Here is a 20,265-nt window from a genome sequence, read left to right on the forward strand (position 1 = left end):
TTTACAGCACTTTACGTCGTGGGCGGTTGGTCAGACGGCAAAGCAGCTCATAACCAATGGTGCCATTGGCTTCAGCCACATCATCCACCAAACGGGTTTGCCCCCAAAGCTCAACCTCGGTGCCTAAATCTACATTTAAGCTCGTGACCTCAATTGCAATCATGTCCATGGCTACGCGACCAATCACACGGGTAGTCTGGCCATTAATCGCAACATAGTTTTGTTGAGGGAAAGCACGTGGATAGCCATCCCCATAGCCAATTGAAACAATGGCTAAATCCATATCTTGATCAGCGGTAAGGGTTGAACCATACCCCACAGACTCTCCCGCTTTAATTGAATTCAGCGCGATAATTTCTGCGGTAAATGTCATGACAGGTTTTAAGTCCAGGTTATGAATTGTTTTATCTGCAAAGGGGGAGGCGCCGTAAAGCATAATCCCGGGACGAACAAAATCAAAATGCAATTCGGGATACTTATAAATTGCTGCTGAATTACAGCAGGAACCCATGAGCGGCGCACAGTCATTTTTGACTTCAAGGAACTGGCGAATCTGTTCGTCATTTAAAGGATGATCAGCATCGGCATTGGCAAAATGCATCGCCAGGATGCAATTAAAGCCTTCGGCTTTGAGCCGATGAATAACATCTTTAATGTGCTCAAGCTTAAAACCAAGACGGTTCATGCCACTATTCAGTTTAACCCAGACTTTCAGTTTTTTAGCGTTATAGGCCTCTTTATAGGCCAGTAGCCAGTCTAGCTGTTGCTGGTGATGCACAACAATTTCAATATTTTGTTCAATGACCACTGGCATTTCATCAACTGAAAAAACTCCTTCAATCAGGGTGATGGGCTGCTGATATCCGAGTTGGCGGATTTCCAGAGCTTCTTGCAGGCAGGCGACCCCGAAGGCATCACTCTCTTTTAAGGCTGCTAAGCAGTCTTTAACTCCATGTCCATAAGCATTGGCTTTGACCATGCTGACGATTTTAGCGCTTGGGGCAAGTTGTTTGACACGGTTTAAATTATATTGCAGGGCAGAACTGTCAATATAAACTGTAGCTTGACGCACCCTAAATTACTCCTTAAGGGACGGTGGAAATGTGAGAATGATTACTCATCATCCTCATACTGAGCATAGAACTCAGGAGACAGATTACTAAAACGGGTATATTGACCTTCAAAGGCCAGACGAACGGTGCCAATTGGACCATTACGCTGTTTACCAATAATAATTTCGGCAGTCCCGGCTTCTTTGGATTCCTTGTTATAAACCTCATCACGGTAAATAAACATAATCAAGTCGGCATCCTGCTCGATCGCACCAGATTCACGCAGATCCGACATCACCGGACGTTTATTTGGCCGGTTTTCCAGAGAACGGTTGAGCTGGGACAAGGCAATGACCGGACACTGCATTTCTTTGGCCAGTGCCTTCAGGCTGCGAGAAATTTCCGAAATCTCACCGACACGGTTATCTCCCATACCGGGAACTTTCATCAGCTGCAAATAGTCGACCATGATGCAGCCCAGTTTACCGCCATGCATTTTGGCAATACGGCGCGCACGCGCACGAACTTCTGTTGGTGGCAGTGCAGATGAATCATCAATATAGAGATGCTTTTCCTGTAAATGTACAATCGTACTGGTCACTTTAGACCATTCATCACTGTCCATTTTACCGGCCCGTAAATGCCCCTGATGCACACGGCCAAAAGAAGAAATCATACGCATGGCAATGGAGTCAGCGGGCATCTCCATTGAATACACCAGAGCTGGCAAATTATTATTAAACAGGACGCTTTCGACCAGATTCATGGCAAAAGTGGTTTTACCCATAGATGGACGCGCTGCAACAATAATTAAATCACCGGCCTGCATCCCGGAAGTTTTATTATCCAGTTCTACAAAGCCTGTAGTCAGACCAGTAATACTGCCTTCCATTTGTGACAGTTCGTTCAGCTTGTCAAAGACATCGGCAACGACGGTGTTAATGGCTTTTGGGCCTTGTGCCTTGGCATTATTATTATGCTGTTCGGCAATCGAGAAAATATTGGTTTCGGCCAGATCCAGAATTTCACTGACTGGACGACCTTTGGTGTCATAGGCGTTCTGCAAAATTTCAGAACTGACCTTGATCATGCTACGAAGGGTAGAGAATTCCTTAATTTTACCTGCATAAGTTTCCAGGTTATAGAAACTCGAAGGAGAATCTGCCATCAATTGCATCAGATATTCTTCACCGCCAACCGCTTCCAGTAAGTTTTGCTTGATCAGCCAGTCATGTACCAGCACTGCATCATAAGGTGAGTTTTCTTTGGACAGCTGTTCAATTGCACGGAAAATATATTTGTGGCGTGTTGCATAGAAATCATTTTCGGTCAGTACGTCGCCAACCTGTTCAAAAGATTCAGCCACAGTCATCAGGGCAGCAAGTACAGCTTGTTCAATCGCTAAATTGTGAGGTGGAGTGCGAAACTCCTTGAGACTGCTATTTTCAGTAACAATTTCTGGTTTAGCGCTAGTTGCCTTGATGCTGGCATTCGCCTGTGACATATAAATCCCTGATTTTAAAAACAATGGTCAAATATTATCGGAGATGAATAGCTTTCATTCACTACGATATGAAATGATACGCGCTCTGGCATCAAATGCGAAGCCTAATTTTTTATCAACACGAATAATAAAATGAATTTTAAACAGTCGAGTGGGAGGACTGATATTTTTTAGAGATAAAAAAAGAGCATGCTCACGCATGCCCTTTTTATGGTGAGAAATTACTCAGCTACGATTGTAACGAGAACTTCTGCAACAACATCATGGTGCAATTGAATTGCGATGTTGAATTCACCAGTGTTGCGAAGTGCGCCATTTGGAAGACGAACTTCAGCACGGTCAACTTCAAGACCAGCATTTGTCAACGCGTCAGCGATGTCACGAGTACCGATTGAACCGAATAGTTTACCTTCGTCACCTGACTTAGCAGTAATAACGATGTTTACTTCGTTCAATTGGTCAGCACGTGCTTGAGCAGCAGCTAAAATATCAGCTTCTTGCTTCTCAAGTTCAGCACGACGAGCTTCAAAAGCAGCAGTGTTTGCTTCAGTAGCAGCAACTGCTTTACCTTGAGGGATAAGGAAGTTACGGCCGTAACCAGCTTTAACTGAAACTTTATCGCCTAATTTACCAAGGTTTTTAATGCGTTGTAATAAGATAATATCCACAGCTCAACCTCACTTATGATTGTCAGTGTAAGGGATCAAAGACAAGTAGCGAGCTTGTTTGATAGCAAGCGCTAATTGACGTTGATAACGAGCTTTAGTACCTGTAATACGGCTAGGAACAATCTTGCCATTTTCAGTGATGTACTGTTTTAAAGTGTCGATATCTTTGTAGTCGATATATGTAACGTTCTCAGCTGTAAAGCGGCAGAACTTGCGACGACGGTAGAAACGTGCCATGTTATGTTCTCCTTATGCTTCAGCAGAGTCTTGAGCTTGTTGTGCTTCTTCACGTTGAGCTTTACGCGCACGTTTTTCTTCAGCACTTTTAGCCAGTAAAGACTCTTCAGTGATAGCGTTTTCACGACGGATGATAAGGCTACGAATGATTGCGTCATTATAACGGAATAATTCTTCAAGCTCATCAAGAGTAGTTTGACCACACTCAACATTCATTAGAATGTAGTGAGCTTTGTGGATCTTGTTGATTGGGTAAGCCAATTGACGACGGCCCCAGTCTTCAAGACGGTGGATTTGACCTTCAGCTTCTTTGATGTGAGTTAGGTAACGTTCTACCATACCCACAACTTGATCGCTTTGGTCTGGATGTACCAATAGTACGATTTCGTAGTGACGCATTGTCAGCTCCTTACGGTTTACACAGCCCCAATTTGGATAAATTGAAGCAAGGAGTCACAACCTGGGTTGTGTCGCAGTGTTTGCGAAGCGTGAATTTTAGTGGGTTTTGGTAAAAAATACAATAGGATTGGCATAAATTGCATGATCAAAATCTTGGTTTTGTTCTGAGCAGCAAGAGGATATGGTCTTTAAATAGGGGAGACTGCTGATAATTTAAGTGAGGGTTGAATCTTCCATGTTGTACCAAGCCCACCTTAAAAGCCAAACCCAATTGGCGAGTGTGTTGCAAAGAAGTTTCATAATCCACAGCGGTGCGTATCCCTGTTTGAATAGACATTTCATCATTATTGGCCAGCTTGGGGGCATCCCGAAAACTGGTCCAGTCCAACAAATTGGTAATACTGAGTTGATATTGACGAGGCAATTTCTGACGCAGCTGATGTAAAAATAAAGCACACTCATATAGATTTTGGATTTTATTATCGAAATCAATCTGTAAGCCTTTTACCTGATTTTCTCGCTACTACCACTGACTGAGTAAACTCAGCACCTGTTGATAGTCTTGTGTACTCCAGCTTAGATGATAACTGCTGATGACTAGCCGGATTTTTTGCTCTTATGGTCGTGGTGCAATACCTTGCCGAATAACTGACAGAATGAAGACTAGAAAATAATAATAAAGCGGCTAAATACAGTATGGAGCTTTTTATAATTGCTATATGAAATGAACATTTTTATTTATTTTGAATATTCTGTTTTAGCAAAAATTCCATAAAGAGAAATAAAAAAAGATAGAGACTAACTCTATCTTTTTAAAAAAATACGATTGGATTGGCGGGTAGAGTAGAGGTAAAACTGAATGAAATACTGATAATGGTAATCAGCAGGACAGAAAACAGAAAATAACGTTTTGCCCAGAGCTGGTCATTTTCAGCCTTAAATCCAATTACTCCTAAATACAGCCAATAAATACAAAGCGCATTGAGAATAATGACATAAATCCAGTTTGCATAGCCGTAGATAAATAGTGCATTCATTGTCAGTGTAAATAATACGACATAAATAAATGACTCAATCTTGGTTCGATAAATCGAACGAGCTACAGGCAAAATTGGAATATTGGCATTTTTGTAGTCATCAAAGCGGTAAATAGCAATTGCCCAAGAGTGGGGCATTTGCCAGAAGGCATAACCCAAAAAGATGAGTAATGCACCCATGTCAAACTGACCGACTACAGCCGTATAGCCAATGACAGGTGGAGATGCGCCGGAAATACTGCCGACAATAGTTTGATGAATAGTCGTTCGTTTTGTCCATAAGCTGTAAAAACCAACGTATACGACAAAACCAATGACCGCGAATAGGAAAGCGTATGCATTTACCCAAAACCATAAAATACCAAAACCAATCACACCTAGCACCAGGGCAAAAGCCAAGGCTACAGGAACAGAAATAGTTTTTTGCACCAGAGCACGGTTTTGCGTGCGCTGCATTTTCTGGTCGATGTCCTGATCAATAACGTTATTGACCACACATCCTGAGGCAACTACAAGCGTAGTACCCAGAAGAGTAAGGAGCAAGAGAAGGAAATCTACAGAACCTTGAGTGGCTACAAAGTAGCCACCCAAAGTGGTAACGAAGTTACCAAAGAGAATCCCTGGCTTCGTCAGGAATAAATACTTTTTCAGCATGACAACCAGTTTAGATCATCATGTTGTAGTGTAGGTAATTCATGATCCATACAGAACCCACTAAAAGAATAGAGATGGTTAAGATGGTATACACGAATGCAATCACGTTCCAGCGCTGCTCTGAAGAAGAGTTCATGTGCAAGAAGTAGATTAGCTGTATAAGAATCTGGGCAACTGCAGTAATCGCAATGACTGTGATCAAGATACCGCGACCAAAACCGCCTGCCATGACCATACCAAATGGAATGATAGTCAGAATAACAGACAGGATAAAGCCGATTGTATATTGCTTAGTGTTACCGTGTGCTGCACCAGCTGAGTTATGATCGTGACTCATTACAGAACTCCCATCAAGTAAACTACGCTGAATACACAGATCCAAACGATGTCAAGGAAGTGCCAGAACAAGCTTAGGCAAGCAAGACGACGTGTGTTTGCCAGAGTCAAACCATATTTCTTGATTTGAACCATTAACACGATCATCCACACCAGACCAGAAGTTACGTGAATACCATGCGTACCAACTAGAGTAAAGAACGCAGATAAGAACGCACTTGCGCTTGGACCGTGACCTGCATGAACTAAATGATTGAACTCATATAGCTCCATGCCGATGAAGATTGCACCGAATACCCAGGTAATTGCTAACCAAGTTAATACTTTTGCAACATCTTTTTTGTATGCAGCAAGAACCGCAAAACCAAAAGTTACAGAAGAGATCAAGAGAGCAAAGGTTTCAGTTAATACAAAACCTAAAGAATCGCCAAAAAGATCTTTTGCACTTGGCGTATCCACTGGAATGTGGCTACTTAAAACAGCGAACGCAATGAAGAGTGTACCAAACAGGATAAGGTCACTCATCAAGTAAGTCCAGAAACCAAAGACCGTGATGTCAGTATCATCGTGATGATGCTCATCGTGTCCGTGGTTCTGATGATGAAGTACTTCAGCCATTGTCTTAGTCCTTCTTCAAGTGTTTATCAAGGATCGCATAGCGTTCGTTTTCAATACGCTCTACTTCAGCAGCCGGAACATAGTAATCCACTTTCTTGGTGAAAGAAGAAACGATGAAGCTGATAATTGAAGCAATGAAAGTAACGAATACTAACCACCAGATGTGCCAGATTAACGCAAAGCCCATTACGGTGATAAACATAGCGATAACGAAACCAGCAGCACGGTTAGTCGGCATGTGGATGTCTTCATACTTCGTTGGTTTTGCATAAGCAACACCATTTTCTTTGTCAGTCCAGAAAGTATCAATACCATTGATCTTTGGAAGATAGGCAAAGTTATAGAACGGAGCAGGGGAAGAAGTAGACCACTCAAGCGTACGACCATCCCATGGATCGCCAGTCAAATCTAGACGTTGGTCACGCTGTAGGAAGCCAACTACGATTTGCATAATGAAACATACGATACCAAATGCAACCAGGACAGAACCGAACATTGCAATGTTTACATACGGATCCCAGTCTGGATTATCAAATGTATTCAGACGACGAGTCATACCCATGAAACCAAGGATATAAAGCGGCATGAATGCAAAGTAGAAACCGAAGAACCAGAACCAGAACGCCAGTTTGCCCCAAGTTTCATTCAGTCTCCAGCCAAACATTTTTGGCCAGTAGAAAATGATACCTGCAAACATTGCAAATACTACACCACCAATAATTACGTTATGGAAGTGAGCGATCAGGAACAAAGAGTTATGTACCAGGAAGTCCGCTGGTGGAACTGCCATCAATACACCAGTCATACCACCAATACCGAAAGTTACCAGGAAGCCCAGTGTCCATAGCATTGGCGTAGTGTAGACAATACGACCCTTATACATGGTGAATAACCAAGAGAAGATTTTCACACCTGTAGGAATCGCAATAATCATGGTCATGATACCGAAGAACGCGTTAACGTTGGCACCTGCACCCATGGTAAAGAAGTGGTGAACCCATACAACGAATGACAATACTGTGATTGCTACTGTTGCATACACCATCGATTTATAACCAAATAGCGTTTTGCGGCAGAATGTTGCTACAACTTCTGAGTAAATACCAAAAGCAGGTAAAATCAGAATATATACTTCCGGGTGACCCCATGTCCAAATCAGGTTTACGTACAACATCGGGCTGCCGCCTAGGTCGTTCGTAAAGAAATGGAAACCGAAGTAACGGTCAAGCGTTAGCATTGCAATAGTTGCAGTTAACACCGGGAATGCGGCAATGATCAGTACAGACGTACATAGTGCAGTCCAGGTAAAGATTGGCATTTCCATCAGTTTCATGCCAGGTGCACGCATTTTAATGATGGTAACAAAGAAGTTAACACCCGTTAGAAGCGTACCGAGACCAGAAATCTGCAGTGCCCAGATATAGTAATCCATACCAACGCCAGGTGAATATTCAATACCTGACAGTGGTGGATACGCCATCCAACCTGTTGCTGCGAATTCACCTAGAGCAAGTGAAACCATCATCAGACCCGCAGCACCAGCGAATAGCCAGAAGCTTAAAGAGTTCAATAATGGGAATGCAACGTCACGTGCACCGATTTGAAGCGGTACAGAGATGTTCATTAAACCAACAACAAGACCCATCGCTACGAAGAAGATCATGATTACACCGTGTGCGGTGAAGATCTGGTCATAGTGTTCAGGGTGTAAGTAGCCTTCGCCGCCACCTTTTGCAAGGAACTGCTGAAGACGCATCATGATCGCATCGGCGAAACCACGCACCAGCATGATCACTGATACGAGGATATACATGATACCAATTTTTTTATGGTCTACCGATGTGAACCATTCGTTCCACAAGTAGCCCCATTTCTTGAAGTAGGTAATACCAGCAACAACTGCGATACCACCCAAGATCATCATTGCAACTGTGACCAATACGATTGGATCGTAAGGAATTGCATCTGGACCTAACTTACCTAAGAAGCTCATTCTTATTCTCCTTGAGAAGCAGTCGCATGTTCAACAGCTACATGAGCTTCAGAAGCCGCAGCTTCATCATGAGCAACAGCGTCAGTCGCTGTAGCCTCTACAGCCGGAGCTGAATGGTCAGCACCATGGTAGTTACTCATATAGTTATTAATCACAGATTCAAACAAGCCCGGCTCTACAGAAGAATAATAAGTCACAGGATGTGGCTGAGTCTTATATGGACCTTCTGCCTGAGCAGTTGCAGCGAGTTTTTTCTCTAGATCTGTTCTTGCATTACGAACCATTGCATCAATTTGTTTTTGTGAACGGTTGCCATCACGTAAGGCTGCAAATTCAGCTTGATCTAGAACAGTCTTTTGAACTGCTTTTGAATTGACTGAAGTACCATTACCTGACTGAACAGCAGAAACCCATTCAGCAAACTGAGCATCTGTCACAGAGTGAGCACGGAAATGCATTTGTGAGAAGCCGTAACCTGAGTAGTTGGAAGAGAAACCGCGGTAGCCTTCAGCCGGGCTAGTTTCATCAGCCAAGATATTCAAGTGGGTTTGCATACCTGCCATTGCATAGATCTGACCACTTAACGCCGGGATGAAGAACGAGTTCATCGTGAAGTTAGAGGTTAAACGAAGGCTTACCGGAGTTTTCTCAGGGAAACGCAATTCGTTAACAGTTGCAATATTTTGCTCAGGATAGATGAAAATCCATTTGAATTGTTCTGCAATTACTTGAACAGTTAGTGGTGCTTTATCCGCCTCAATTGGACGGTATGGGTCATACTTGTGGGAACCCCACCAAGTTAACCAGGCTAAAACACCAATAATAATGACAGGAATACCCCATACTACAATTTCAATCGCAGTAGAGTGTGCCCATGTAGGTTTATAGTCTGCGTCTTTATTCGATGCGCGATATTTCCAACCGAACCATAATGCCATAATGATAGATGGAATAACCACCAACAGCATTAAGTAGATCGCAGTCATCATCAGGTTACTTTGACCTTCAGCAACTGGACCTTTAGAGTTCAGAAGTACTAAATCACCACCACACCCAGTTAAGAGTGCAGCCATCGCAGATAAAGACAATACAGCTAAAATTGTTTGTCTCATTTTACAACCTCGGTGAAGAGTCCCATTCCCTAATTTAATATGGGATAGCGATTAAAGTGTGGCATGACTAAAAAGGCTGATTTTTTATAAAAACATCCTTCTGGTCACAACACACCGCTACGTTGTGGGGCATTATGCCTGATATTGATAAACTAAGCTATATATAAAGGTGCTTTAAATCCCTGTAAAAGAAACTGATTTTGCTGGTCGGGATTTAAGAATAATTGTTGGAATTTTATTTTAATTTCAACGTAATGAGGGAAAATGGGATGCACTCCATCCCATTTAAAAGAATGATAAGTTATTGTTTTACGACTTGTGTTTTAGCAAGTTTATCATGCAGGGTCTGTCGTTTTTCCCCCAGACCAAAAGCCCAGTCAATGATTGTGCTGATTGGCATAAGCATGATATTCAAGAAAATAAAGCAGACACTACGAATTGTAAAAGCACGTAGCAGACTGGTTTTCTCCCCAGTTTCAGCATCTACAATCTTAATTTTGGTTAGTTTTTTCCCGATACTCTGTCCTGATTTCGCAATCAGAAAAGCCTGTATTGCCAGCATGATAATGAGGTAAAGCGCGGTGGCGATCCAGGCCTGCTGTGAGAACATTTCGAACATTTGGGTTTGTAATTGTTGTGCCAGAGCAGGGTCAGCATTGCTGTCCAGCATGACATTTATAAATTCCTGATTCAGGGTTGCAAACTGAGTTTCCTGTGCCGGTGTAAAGAAAGCTGTCAAAATGAACGTCGCAGGAAGCCACAATAACAGATCAACAATCTTGGCAAGAATACGACTCGGGATGCTGGCCAGCTCATTTTTATTGGTTGTATGTTGAGCGTGGGTCTGCGTAGAAGAGGCTGGGGTTGAGGTGGTGTGCTGATAGGCAGTTGATGCAGGTGCAGGCGCGGGGGGGATATAGCCCTCAGGCATATATACTGATTTTCCTTGCGTCAGTTCACCTAAAGCCTTCCACTCTGTCATACCCTGATGCCAAGCCAGATCAGTCAGTAACACTTGCTGGTCAGCAAGCATCTGATTGAGTTGTTCCAAGGTATAAGGACCAGCTTGTTGATTATTTCGTGCCAAGTAAATCTGCATATAAACTGAATCTCAAAATGTAAATTTCAAAAAAGAACTGAAATCAGACTCTCTTGCGTTTTATGTTAAAACAAATAGAAGCGCCTGTGTTTAGATATAGAGATAAATTCAGTATTTTCAAGAATATTGATAATCTAAATTTTCTCTGGGTAAAACTAGTGTAACAAGGATTCGTGATTTTAGTACTCGAATATGGATTTCAGTGCTAATTAATTATGGCAATTTATAGGGTAATTAAATGTTGGTATTTGTTTGTTCTTGAATTAAGAAGGTGTACAGAGTGACCTATATTAAAATAATTAAAAATCAATAGATTAAGTTTTTCTGGAAACTGATTTACCACTATCTTTAAGCCATAAAAAAGACCCTGAAACGGGTCTTTTTTATCAGCATTTAGTTATGCTTTTTGAACTTTTTCTTCAGCCAGGAAGAACCAGGTATCTAGTACAGAGTCCGGGTTTAGAGACACGGATTCAATGCCTTGTTCCATGAGCCATTGTGCAAGATCTGGATGGTCTGAAGGACCTTGACCACAGATACCTACATATTTGCCTGCTTTACGGCAAGCATGGATAGCCATCGAAAGTAGCGCTTTAACGGCTGGATCACGCTCATCAAACAGGTGAGAGACGATACCAGAATCACGGTCCAGACCAAGTGTAAGCTGAGTCAAGTCGTTTGAACCGATTGAGAAGCCATCGAAGTGCTCCAGGAACTGTTCAGCTAATAATGCGTTCGTTGGCAATTCACACATCATAATAACTTTCAGGCCATTTTCGCCACGTTTCAAGCCGTTTAGGGCAAGGAGTTCGATTACACGTTTTGCTTCAGCAACTGTACGTACGAATGGAATCATAATCTGTACGTTGGTTAAGCCCATTTCATCACGTACTTTCTTCAGTGCGCGGCATTCAAGTTCGAAGCAGTCACGGAAGTTGTCAGACACATAACGGCTGGCACCACGGAAGCCCAACATAGGGTTTTCTTCTTCTGGTTCGTATAACTTACCACCGATCAAGTTGGCATATTCGTTTGACTTGAAGTCAGACATACGCACAATCACTGGCTTGTCAGCAAATGCAGCAGCAAGGGTAGAAATACCTTCGACCAGTTTTTCTACATAGAACTCGATCGGAGACGCATAGCCCGCAGTACGTGCCATAACTGCAGCACGAGTTTCACGTGGCAGGCTGTCAATATTTAATAGCGCTTTAGGATGCACACCAATCATACGGTTGATGATGAACTCCAGACGAGCTAAGCCAATCCCTTCGTTTGGAATTTGTGCAAAGTCAAATGCCCGATCCGGGTTACCGACGTTCATCATGATTTTGAACGGCAGTTTTGGCATTGATTCGATAGAGTTGGTTTGAATTTCGAAATCAAGTGCGCCTTCATAAATGAAACCAGTATCACCTTCTGCACATGATACCGTCACTTCCTGACCATCTGTCAGAACTTCGGTAGCATTACCACAGCCGACAATCGCTGGAACGCCAAGTTCACGAGCAATAATAGCCGCATGACAGGTACGCCCACCACGATTCGTCACAATGGCAGCAGCACGCTTCATCACTGGTTCCCAGTCCGGGTCAGTCATGTCAGATACAAGTACGTCACCATCTTGTACTTTGTCCATCTCTTTAATAGAGGTCACGATACGGACTTTACCAGAACCGATACGTTGACCGATTGAACGGCCTTCACAAATCACGGTGCCGCGTTGCTTTAACAGGTAGCGTTCCATTGTACCGACGTTTTCACGGCTCTTTACAGTCTCAGGGCGTGCTTGAACAATGTAAATTTTACCGTCATCACCGTCTTTCGCCCATTCAATATCCATTGGTGAGCCATAGTGATTTTCAATGATGATTGCTTGTTTAGCAAGTTCTTGAAGTTCTTGATCATTCAGTGCGAACTGTTGACGGTCTGCTTTTTCTACATCCACAACAACTACAGACTTACCTGCAGCGCCTTCCTCACCGTAGATCATTTTTTGGTGTTTAGAACCTAGGTTGCGGCGTAAAATCGCGTGTCGACCAGCATTGAGAAGAGGCTTGGAGATATAGAATTCATCCGGGTTAACCGCACCCTGTACTACCATTTCACCCAGACCATAAGATGCAGTGATAAATACCGCATCACGGAAACCAGATTCTGTATCCAGCGTAAACATTACACCGGCAGCACCTGTTTCAGAGCGAACCATGCGCTGTACACCTGCAGAGAGGGCAACCACGTCATGGGCAAAATTTTGGTGTACACGATAAGAAATTGCGCGGTCGTTGTACAAAGAGGCGAACACTTCTTTAATTGCGATCAGCACGTTGTCAATGCCGCGAATGTTCAAGAAGGTTTCTTGCTGGCCTGCAAAAGATGCATCGGGTAAATCTTCTGCGGTCGCAGATGAACGAACGGCAACCGCGATGTCAGTGTTGCCGTTTGAAAGCTCTGCAAAAGCTGTACGAATTTCTTTTTCTAATTCCGCTGTAAGTGGAGTATCCACAATCCATTGGCGAATTTTTGCGCCAGTTTCAGCCAGAGCATTTACATCATCTACATTCAGTGCTGCAAGCTCTGCATTAATTTTAGCGTTTAGGCCACTTTGCTCGAGAAATTCACGATAGGCATTTGCAGTTGTTGCAAAACCACCTGGCACTGATACACCAGCATTTGATAAATGGCTGATCATTTCACCTAGTGATGAGTTTTTCCCACCAACAAGCTCAACGTCGTGCTTCCCTAATTTTTCAAGACCAATTACGCGCGCTTCCAAAGTTGTTACTCCACTTTTGCAGTATTAATCACTATCTTGGCATGAGAGTATAGCAAATCGTCTAGGTTTTTGATTTTACTAAGCGACAGTCATGTAAGATCGGTTTACTATAAAGATTATATAGCACTAAGACAAATGTTTGAGGAGAATTTTAATGTCAGAAGGTAAACAAATTCAGCGTAGTGTTTTCTTTATTTCAGATGGTACTGCCATCACCGCTGAAACGCTTGGCCACTCGCTGTTAGCGCAGTTTCCACATGTAAAATTTGACATTCATATTATCCCTTACATTAGCTCTGAAGAAGCCGCTACAAGTGTGGTGGCAGAGATCAATGCAAGAGCTCAAATAGACGGTGAAAAACCTCTGGTATTTGATACTTTGGTTGATCCTTATGTGCGCGATATTATTAATACAGCAAATGCGGTAAATCTTGATGTATTTGAAGGGCTTATTAGTAAATTGGCTGATGAGTTAGGCACGATTCCTACGACTTTAGTCGGTCAGACTCATGCGGTTACAGATTCTGAATCTTATAAGGCCCGTATTGATGCAGTTCATTTTGCACTCGATAATGATGATGGCGCACGTACCCGCCATTATGATAAAGCTGATTTGATCCTGATTGGTGTGTCACGTTCGGGTAAAACACCCACCTCCATTTATCTGTCTTTACAGTTTGGAATTCGTGTGGCCAACTATCCATTGACTGAGGAAGACCTGGATGACAATCGCCTGCCAGCAGTACTCAGACCGCATAAGAACAAGCTTTTCGGCCTGATGATTGATGCAGACCGTCTGGTGGCAATCCGTACCGAACGTAAAGCCAATAGCCGTTATGCAAGTTTTAGTCAGTGCCAGATGGAGCTGCGTGCGATTGAAGGGATCTATATTTCAGAAGGCATTAAATACCTGAATGTCTCGGAAATGTCGATTGAAGAGATTTCCACCCGTGTGCTACAGATGACAGGTCTCAAGCGTCGTATCGGTTGAAAAATATCCAGGACCAAGCCTTAGCTTGGTCTTGATTTATAGATAAAAATAAACAAATCTCCCAAATTTATAGAAATAAAATATGAGAATTATAATTACAGGAAATGTTTACAATCACATTGAGAAATAAAAGAGCTGAATCATGATTAATTCTGGTTACTTAAACAGCTTAATTCTCATTGCTGAGGTGGCTTAGAGGGTCTTAAAAGTCATCGAAGCTTATGTGAATGACTTTATTGTGCATTATGTTCTGGTAAATAAGTATGCACAATAACTTCGACTTGATGCTGATCTCCATTAATGCAATAGAGAACATTGCCTGCAATTTTCAGGATTGGCCAAGTAATGAGCTGGCAGTTTTCACGCTGTAGCGCGACATAATAATCATCGGACTTTAAGTAAACTTTGGGCGGCGTTGCCAGATTAGGCATTAACTGACGTCTTAACCAGACATTGGCGACCTGATTTTCCAGATAGCGCAGTGAAAGTATGCTTTTAACCCGGTTGTTGAACAGGCGTCTATTTTTGCTAATTAAAGGATGGTGGAACATGCGCTGCAAGCTACGGGTAGAGCAAGGCAAGATAAATTGCGGACTAATCTGGAAAACTTTAACGGATTGAGCTTGCTGAGTGAGCCGGTCAAGCTGACTGACTGTAAACTGATCGGTCCCGATAATCGCAATGTGTTTTCCTGCACAATCAAATTCAGCCAGTTTGGAAGAAGCAAGTTGAACTCCCGTAAATTGCTGAAAACACTCAGCCCGATTTTCAAAAATACCGATGTGTGTATCCTGCTTGCTGGACATTTGTGTTCCTTGAAATTATTTATTAATTGGTTTTATTTTGAATAGATATAAACAAAATTGTGGAACAATAAAAGCAGAAAATTTAACTTAGGCAGTCATCTAATTTATAGAAACATAGATTTGATTTCTACTAAAGCATAGAAAGAGAGATCGCGTAGAAAGCTATTTTAGAAAGAGAAAATTTGCATCGGTGATATGCAAACAGTTCTTCTGCTCACGCATGAGGATGAGCAGAATATTTCAACTTCTAATTGAGGAGTTTTATTGCCCATTCTTGATATGCATGAGCAAATCAAAGTTATGCAGGCGTTTGTCCGTATCATAAATATCACAAGTAAAGATAAACTCATCAACCTCATATTTTTCCAAGAGTAATTCTAGGCCCTGTTTTACCGTAGCTTTAGAACCTACTTGCGCCATGCCAAAGAAATTATCTACGGACATTTTTTCAGGGGCTGACCACAGGCCTTCCATCGAATTAACAGGGGCTTTTAGTTTCAGGCTTTGACCACGAATCAGCGCCAATACTCGCTGATAAGCACTGGTGGCCAGATAGTGAGCTTCTTCATCTGTGTCAGCCACACAGGTGGGTACACCCATCGACACATAAGGGCGGTCCAGATATTCAGAGGGTTCAAAGTTGTCACGATATAATTGAATGGCCTGGCCCAGCATACGTGGGGCAAAGTGCGAAGCAAAAGAATAGGGTAGACCGAGTTTTGCTGCCAGTTGTGCACTAAACAGGCTCGAACCTAATAACCACACAGGTACGTGTGTGCTTTGGCCTGGAGTTGCAACAATACGCTGGTTGGGTAAAGGTTCTTTGAAATATTGCAAAATTTCCATAACATCCTCAGGGAACTGATTTTCAGTTTCCTGGCGGCCACGGCGCAGGGCACGCATAGTCATTTGATCTGTTCCGGGTGCGCGGCCCAGCCCCAGCTCAATGCGCCCCGGATATAAGGTAGCCAGAGTACCGAATTGTTCAGCTACTATAAGTGGTGCATGGTTGGGCAGCATAATTCCGCCTGAACCCAACTTGAGGGTCTGGGTGTTGGCCAGTAAATAGCCTAAGAGAACAGCCGTGGCCGAACTGGCGATGCCATCCATATTATGATGCTCTGCCAGCCACATCCGGTGATAACCCAGTTTTTCAGCGGTCTGTGCTAACTCTAAAGCATGTTGCAAGGAAAATTGAATGCTTTTGTCGTCTCGAACCGGCACCAGTTCAAGAATAGAAAATTGAATATCTGCGAGTGTGCGCATGATCAATCCAAATAAAAAATAATTGTAGACAGCATACGATTTTAGGCCGGTTTTGTATATCGATAAAAAACGATATAAATACAAAAGCATAAAAAAAAGCATCCGAAGATGCTTGAAGGGTAAAACAGAAAAGAAGAATAAATTAACGGCGTTTGCCATTTTTATAATGACCTAAATGGCGGCCATTATCGTGACGATTGTTATAGCGATAATCATTGTAGCGATAGCCATTTGAATTATAACGGCGATCATTACGGTCATCATAGCGGCGGTCCTCACTCACTTTCTTGCCCAGTACTGAACCACCAGCAGAGCCTAAAGATGCACCAATCAAGCCGCCATTGCTGCCTCCCATGTTATTGCCTACTGCATAACCGGCACCACCACCCAGTGCTCCACCAATAATTGCACCATTACGATCACGTTTATTGGCTGAAACTGCTGCGCCTGCACCACCGCCAATGGCTGAACCAATGGTTGCGCCAGTTTGGCCACCTAGCTGTTTGCCTACGGCAGCACCGGCCACTCCACCCAGAGCAGAAGCAAGAGCAGTATTGGTTGAATTGCCGGCATTGGCTGCTGTCATACCCATGGCTGAGGTTGCAATAACAGCAATTATTAAATTCTTATAGTTCATGAGTACACCTATAAAATATCTGGATCTAATTTGTATAACTTATAAGTTAAGGCAGTAAATTTGAGTGAGCATGAAGGCAATGTTATAAAACTGTATGGGTTTTATCCTTTATTTATTCATAATCTTAGAAGGTATTAAAAAGCATACTAAAAAAAGCACCCGAAGGTGCTTGTTAAATATCGTGGGTTTAAAACTTAGTGATGGCGATGACGTTTTTTCCAGTGTTTAGAGCGTTTTTCCGCAGCACGATCAGCAGCTTTGTCCTTAGAAATTTTGTTACCCAGTGCTGCACCACCAGCAGCACCTAATGCTGAACCGATATAACCGCCATTTGTGCCGCCCATGTTTTTACCTACGGTATAGCCTGCGCCACCACCCAATGCACCACCGATTGCAGATTCGGTGCGGTTACGCTTGTTGCTCGCGACTGCAGCGCCACCTGCACCGCCCAGTACGGCACCAATGGTCGCACCTGTATTACCACCCATATTTTTACCCACTGCCGTACCCGCAGCGCTGCCTAAAGCACTAGCTGCTGCAACACGTGCAGTACTGTCGGCATGTGCATTAACAGTCATCATTGAGCCGGCAGCAAGTGCTGCACTCATTAAAATTGCATTGAGTTTCATGTCCAACTCCATGTCCCTACAGGACTATAATTAATTTCGATGCGCAAAATGTAACAAATCATTCGTAAAAAAATGTGAAGATCAATCTCCATATTTGCTGGCTTTGTTGGGCAAATTGTAAAATGAGCGAAGAATAAGAATGCAATCGCTTATAAAAAAACCAAGCACAAGTATTTTGATCATATTGGTTAACAAATCTCAGGATCGTACAAATCTGCTAGGCGGACTTACTCAATAATGATGTTCATTAACCCAGAGAATCGTTAAACTAGGCGCAATTTTTTGATTTCGCTGTGCTAAATGAGTTTTAGTTGCAGCCTATGTTTGAGATTTTTTAGAAAATGAAAGAATCGTTACGTTTACGATTAGACCAACTCTCTGACCGCCACGAAGAACTGACTGCATTATTGGCTGATGCAGAAGTCATTTCAGATAACAAACGCTTCCGTCAATTGTCTCGCGAGCATAATGACTTGACCGAGATTAGTGAAGTCTGGAGCAGATACAAACAGGCGGAAGAAGATATTGAAACTGCGCAAGCAATGTTATCCGATCCTGACTTTAAGGAAATGGCACAGGAAGAGATCAAGGAAAATAAAGCCCTGACTGAGCAGTTGGAAGCTGACTTGAATATCCTGATGATTCCGAAAGATCCGAATGATGCAAACTCGGCTTATCTGGAGATTCGTGCCGGAACGGGTGGGGATGAAGCGGCGATTTTCTCGGGCGATTTGTTCCGCATGTATAGTCGATTCGCAGAAACGCAGGGCTGGCGTATCGAGATACTTTCTGAAAACGAAGGCGAGCATGGCGGTTATAAAGAAGTCATTTGCCTTGTAAAAGGTGAAGGTGTTTTTGGCCGCTTGAAATTTGAAAGTGGCGCGCACCGGGTACAGCGTGTACCCGCGACCGAGTCTCAGGGCCGTGTACATACTTCCGCCTGTACGGTGGCAATTCTGCCAGAAATTGATGTAGATACGACTGTGGATATTAATCCGGCAGATTTACGTATTGATACTTACCGTGCTTCGGGTGCCGGTGGTCAGCACGTGAACAAAACGGATTCTGCGGTACGTATTACCCACCTTCCAACGGGAACTGTGGTGGAATGTCAGGAAGAACGTTCACAGCATAAGAACAAAGCCAAGGCAATGGCGCTGCTGGCATCACGTCTGGAAAATGCCAAACGTGCTGCGGCTGATGCAGCGACTTCGGAAATGCGCCGTGACCTGGTGGGTTCGGGTGACCGTTCTGAGCGTATCCGTACTTATAACTATCCGCAAGGCCGTATGACAGATCACCGCATTAACCTGACGTTATATAAGCTGGATGCCGTGATGGAAGGTGATCTGACCGAGCTGCTCGATAGCTTGCAGCGCGAATATCAGGCTGATCAGCTTGCAATGCTGGCACAGCAGAATGGTGGCTAATGAATATTTTAGAAGCACTGGCCTTACGCGGCGAAGCTGAAAGTTATGAGCGTCAGGAAAATGCCTGGCTGCTAGAGCACATTACCAAGGTTGATTCTTTTGATTTGATAATGAAGAAAGAGCAGCAGCTGACAGCAGAACAGGAGCTGGCTTATATTGAAGGTTTGGCACGTATTGCAGCGGGTGAGCCTTTGGCCTATGTCACCGGTTCGCAGCCTTTCTGGACACTGGATCTGAAAGTCACTCCAGATACTCTAGTGCCGCGTCCAGATACAGAAGTGCTGGTCGAAACTGTCCTGAAACTGGAGCTGCCAGAAGATACACGTCTGGTCGATTTAGGTACAGGAACAGGGGCGATTGCCTTATCTCTTGCATCTGAACGTCCTCAGTGGGCAGTGACGGCTACAGATATTTATGAACCCACACTGGAAGTCGCCAAATATAATGCTGAAAAGCATGATTTAAATCATGTGCAGTTTGTACTGGGCTCATGGCTAAAACCATTAGGCCGCCAGTTTTTTGATGTGATCGTATCTAACCCGCCGTACATTGATGCCGATGATGAGCATATGCCAGATCTGGCGACTGAGCCGGAACGTGCGCTGGTTGCGGACAAACAGGGTCTGGCTGATATTGAAATGATCATTCTGCAAGCTAAAAAGCATCTTGCGGTGAATGGCTGGGTGGTACTGGAACATGGCTATGATCAGGGGGAGGCAGTACGTCAGTTGTTTACTCAGGCTGGTTATAAGCAGGTACGCACTCTGAAGGATTATGGTGGAAATGACCGCGTAACACTGGGGCAGTGGCCACATTAATCACTCATCCATGCGGGTTCTTATTGATAAAAAAGCGGCTGAACTGAGTCGCTTTTTTATTGGAATATGAGTTTTAGGGGGCATTTCTATCAAGACAGGAACCGGCTTTAAAACTAGATTTTGCAAATATAGAGTTTCCTGGCCACAGCTCGGTAGCTGGCCAGTATCTTAGCTGGCCGCCCTTCGTTTTATGGCCCTGAATC

At 43.4% G+C, this 20,265-nt stretch carries 19 protein-coding genes and 1 pseudogene; 3 read left to right on the top strand and 17 right to left on the bottom strand.

The features are described 5' to 3' along the window. Position 1: 1 nt before the first annotated feature. The 13 genes and pseudogenes from alr to ppsA form a co-directional block, all read right to left on the bottom strand. Positions 2-1,072, bottom strand: coding sequence for an alanine racemase (gene alr, locus NI467_RS02075; protein ID WP_253150649.1), 1,071 nt, complete (start codon positions 1,070-1,072; stop codon positions 2-4). Between the two features lie 41 nt (positions 1,073-1,113). After that, entirely contained in the window at positions 1,114-2,556 is a 1,443-nt protein-coding gene (gene dnaB, locus NI467_RS02080; protein WP_151204410.1) for a replicative DNA helicase, read from the bottom strand. A gap of 221 nt (positions 2,557-2,777) precedes the next feature. After that, entirely contained in the window at positions 2,778-3,224 is a 447-nt protein-coding gene (gene rplI, locus NI467_RS02085) for a 50S ribosomal protein L9 (protein WP_151204409.1), read from the bottom strand. 9 nt (positions 3,225-3,233) lie between these two features. After that, positions 3,234-3,461: a 30S ribosomal protein S18 gene (rpsR, locus tag NI467_RS02090; protein ID WP_004278792.1), complete on the bottom strand. Its 228-nt coding sequence runs from the start codon at positions 3,459-3,461 to the stop codon at positions 3,234-3,236. 12 nt (positions 3,462-3,473) lie between these two features. Further along, positions 3,474-3,860, bottom strand: a complete 387-nt coding sequence (gene rpsF, locus NI467_RS02095) for a 30S ribosomal protein S6 (protein WP_004696436.1) — start codon at positions 3,858-3,860, stop codon at positions 3,474-3,476. Positions 3,861-4,005: 145 nt separating this feature from the next. Beyond that, a pseudogene (locus NI467_RS02100) lies at positions 4,006-4,359 on the bottom strand (DUF3142 domain-containing protein); the annotation flags it as partial. A gap of 313 nt (positions 4,360-4,672) precedes the next feature. Then, the gene (gene cyoE, locus NI467_RS02105) at positions 4,673-5,551 is read right to left on the bottom strand and encodes a heme o synthase (RefSeq protein ID WP_174659703.1); all 879 of its coding nucleotides are present in this window, start codon (positions 5,549-5,551) and stop codon (positions 4,673-4,675) included. Between the two features lie 10 nt (positions 5,552-5,561). Next, positions 5,562-5,888, bottom strand: coding sequence for a cytochrome o ubiquinol oxidase subunit IV (locus NI467_RS02110; protein ID WP_151204407.1), 327 nt, complete (start codon positions 5,886-5,888; stop codon positions 5,562-5,564). Continuing rightward, entirely contained in the window at positions 5,888-6,505 is a 618-nt protein-coding gene (gene cyoC / locus NI467_RS02115) for a cytochrome o ubiquinol oxidase subunit III (protein WP_253150651.1), read from the bottom strand. Before cyoC ends, NI467_RS02110 begins: the two co-directional genes overlap by 1 nt. Positions 6,506-6,509: 4 nt before the next feature. Then, on the bottom strand, positions 6,510-8,498 hold the full coding sequence (gene cyoB / locus NI467_RS02120) for a cytochrome o ubiquinol oxidase subunit I (protein WP_151204405.1): 1,989 nt from the start codon (positions 8,496-8,498) through the stop codon (positions 6,510-6,512). A 2-nt stretch (positions 8,499-8,500) separates the two neighbouring features. Beyond that, the gene (cyoA, locus tag NI467_RS02125; protein ID WP_151204404.1) at positions 8,501-9,610 is read right to left on the bottom strand and encodes a ubiquinol oxidase subunit II; all 1,110 of its coding nucleotides are present in this window, start codon (positions 9,608-9,610) and stop codon (positions 8,501-8,503) included. Positions 9,611-9,911: 301 nt separating this feature from the next. Next, positions 9,912-10,709 (bottom strand): RDD family protein, encoded by a 798-nt coding sequence (locus NI467_RS02130; RefSeq protein ID WP_174659704.1) that lies wholly within the window; start codon positions 10,707-10,709, stop codon positions 9,912-9,914. Positions 10,710-11,106: 397 nt separating this feature from the next. Continuing rightward, on the bottom strand, positions 11,107-13,485 hold the full coding sequence (gene ppsA / locus NI467_RS02135; RefSeq protein ID WP_253150652.1) for a phosphoenolpyruvate synthase: 2,379 nt from the start codon (positions 13,483-13,485) through the stop codon (positions 11,107-11,109). A gap of 154 nt (positions 13,486-13,639) precedes the next feature. Here ppsA and NI467_RS02140 point away from each other — a divergent pair, with 154 nt between their 5' ends. Next, positions 13,640-14,476, top strand: coding sequence for a pyruvate, water dikinase regulatory protein (locus NI467_RS02140; protein ID WP_151204401.1), 837 nt, complete (start codon positions 13,640-13,642; stop codon positions 14,474-14,476). Positions 14,477-14,709: 233 nt separating this feature from the next. On the opposite strand, the gene NI467_RS02145 is transcribed toward NI467_RS02140, so the two are convergent. The 4 genes from NI467_RS02145 to NI467_RS02160 all read right to left on the bottom strand — a co-directional run bounded on the left by NI467_RS02145 (position 14,710) and on the right by NI467_RS02160 (position 17,814). Beyond that, positions 14,710-15,282 carry a flavoprotein gene (locus NI467_RS02145; RefSeq protein ID WP_253150653.1) on the bottom strand — a complete coding sequence of 191 codons (573 nt, stop codon included), beginning with the start codon at positions 15,280-15,282 and terminating at the stop codon, positions 14,710-14,712. A 261-nt stretch (positions 15,283-15,543) separates the two neighbouring features. Continuing rightward, a complete protein-coding gene (locus NI467_RS02150; protein ID WP_253150654.1) occupies positions 15,544-16,548 on the bottom strand; it encodes an LLM class flavin-dependent oxidoreductase in 1,005 nt (334 codons plus the stop codon). Between the two features lie 142 nt (positions 16,549-16,690). Continuing rightward, on the bottom strand, positions 16,691-17,185 hold the full coding sequence (locus NI467_RS02155) for a hypothetical protein (RefSeq protein WP_253150655.1): 495 nt from the start codon (positions 17,183-17,185) through the stop codon (positions 16,691-16,693). Positions 17,186-17,379: 194 nt separating this feature from the next. Beyond that, positions 17,380-17,814 carry a glycine zipper domain-containing protein gene (locus tag NI467_RS02160; RefSeq protein ID WP_253150656.1) on the bottom strand — a complete coding sequence of 145 codons (435 nt, stop codon included), beginning with the start codon at positions 17,812-17,814 and terminating at the stop codon, positions 17,380-17,382. A 341-nt stretch (positions 17,815-18,155) separates the two neighbouring features. On the opposite strand from NI467_RS02160, the gene prfA reads away from it, so the two are divergent. Both prfA and prmC read left to right on the top strand, forming a co-directional pair. Then, the gene (gene prfA, locus NI467_RS02165) at positions 18,156-19,244 is read left to right on the top strand and encodes a peptide chain release factor 1 (protein WP_151208117.1); all 1,089 of its coding nucleotides are present in this window, start codon (positions 18,156-18,158) and stop codon (positions 19,242-19,244) included. Beyond that, positions 19,244-20,062: a peptide chain release factor N(5)-glutamine methyltransferase gene (prmC, locus tag NI467_RS02170; protein WP_253150657.1), complete on the top strand. Its 819-nt coding sequence runs from the start codon at positions 19,244-19,246 to the stop codon at positions 20,060-20,062. Before prfA ends, prmC begins: the two co-directional genes overlap by 1 nt. Positions 20,063-20,265: the final 203 nt, after the last annotated feature.

The sequence above is a fragment of the Acinetobacter sp. S4397-1 genome, from assembly GCF_024129285.1.
Lineage (GTDB): Bacteria > Pseudomonadota > Gammaproteobacteria > Pseudomonadales > Moraxellaceae > Acinetobacter > Acinetobacter lwoffii_C.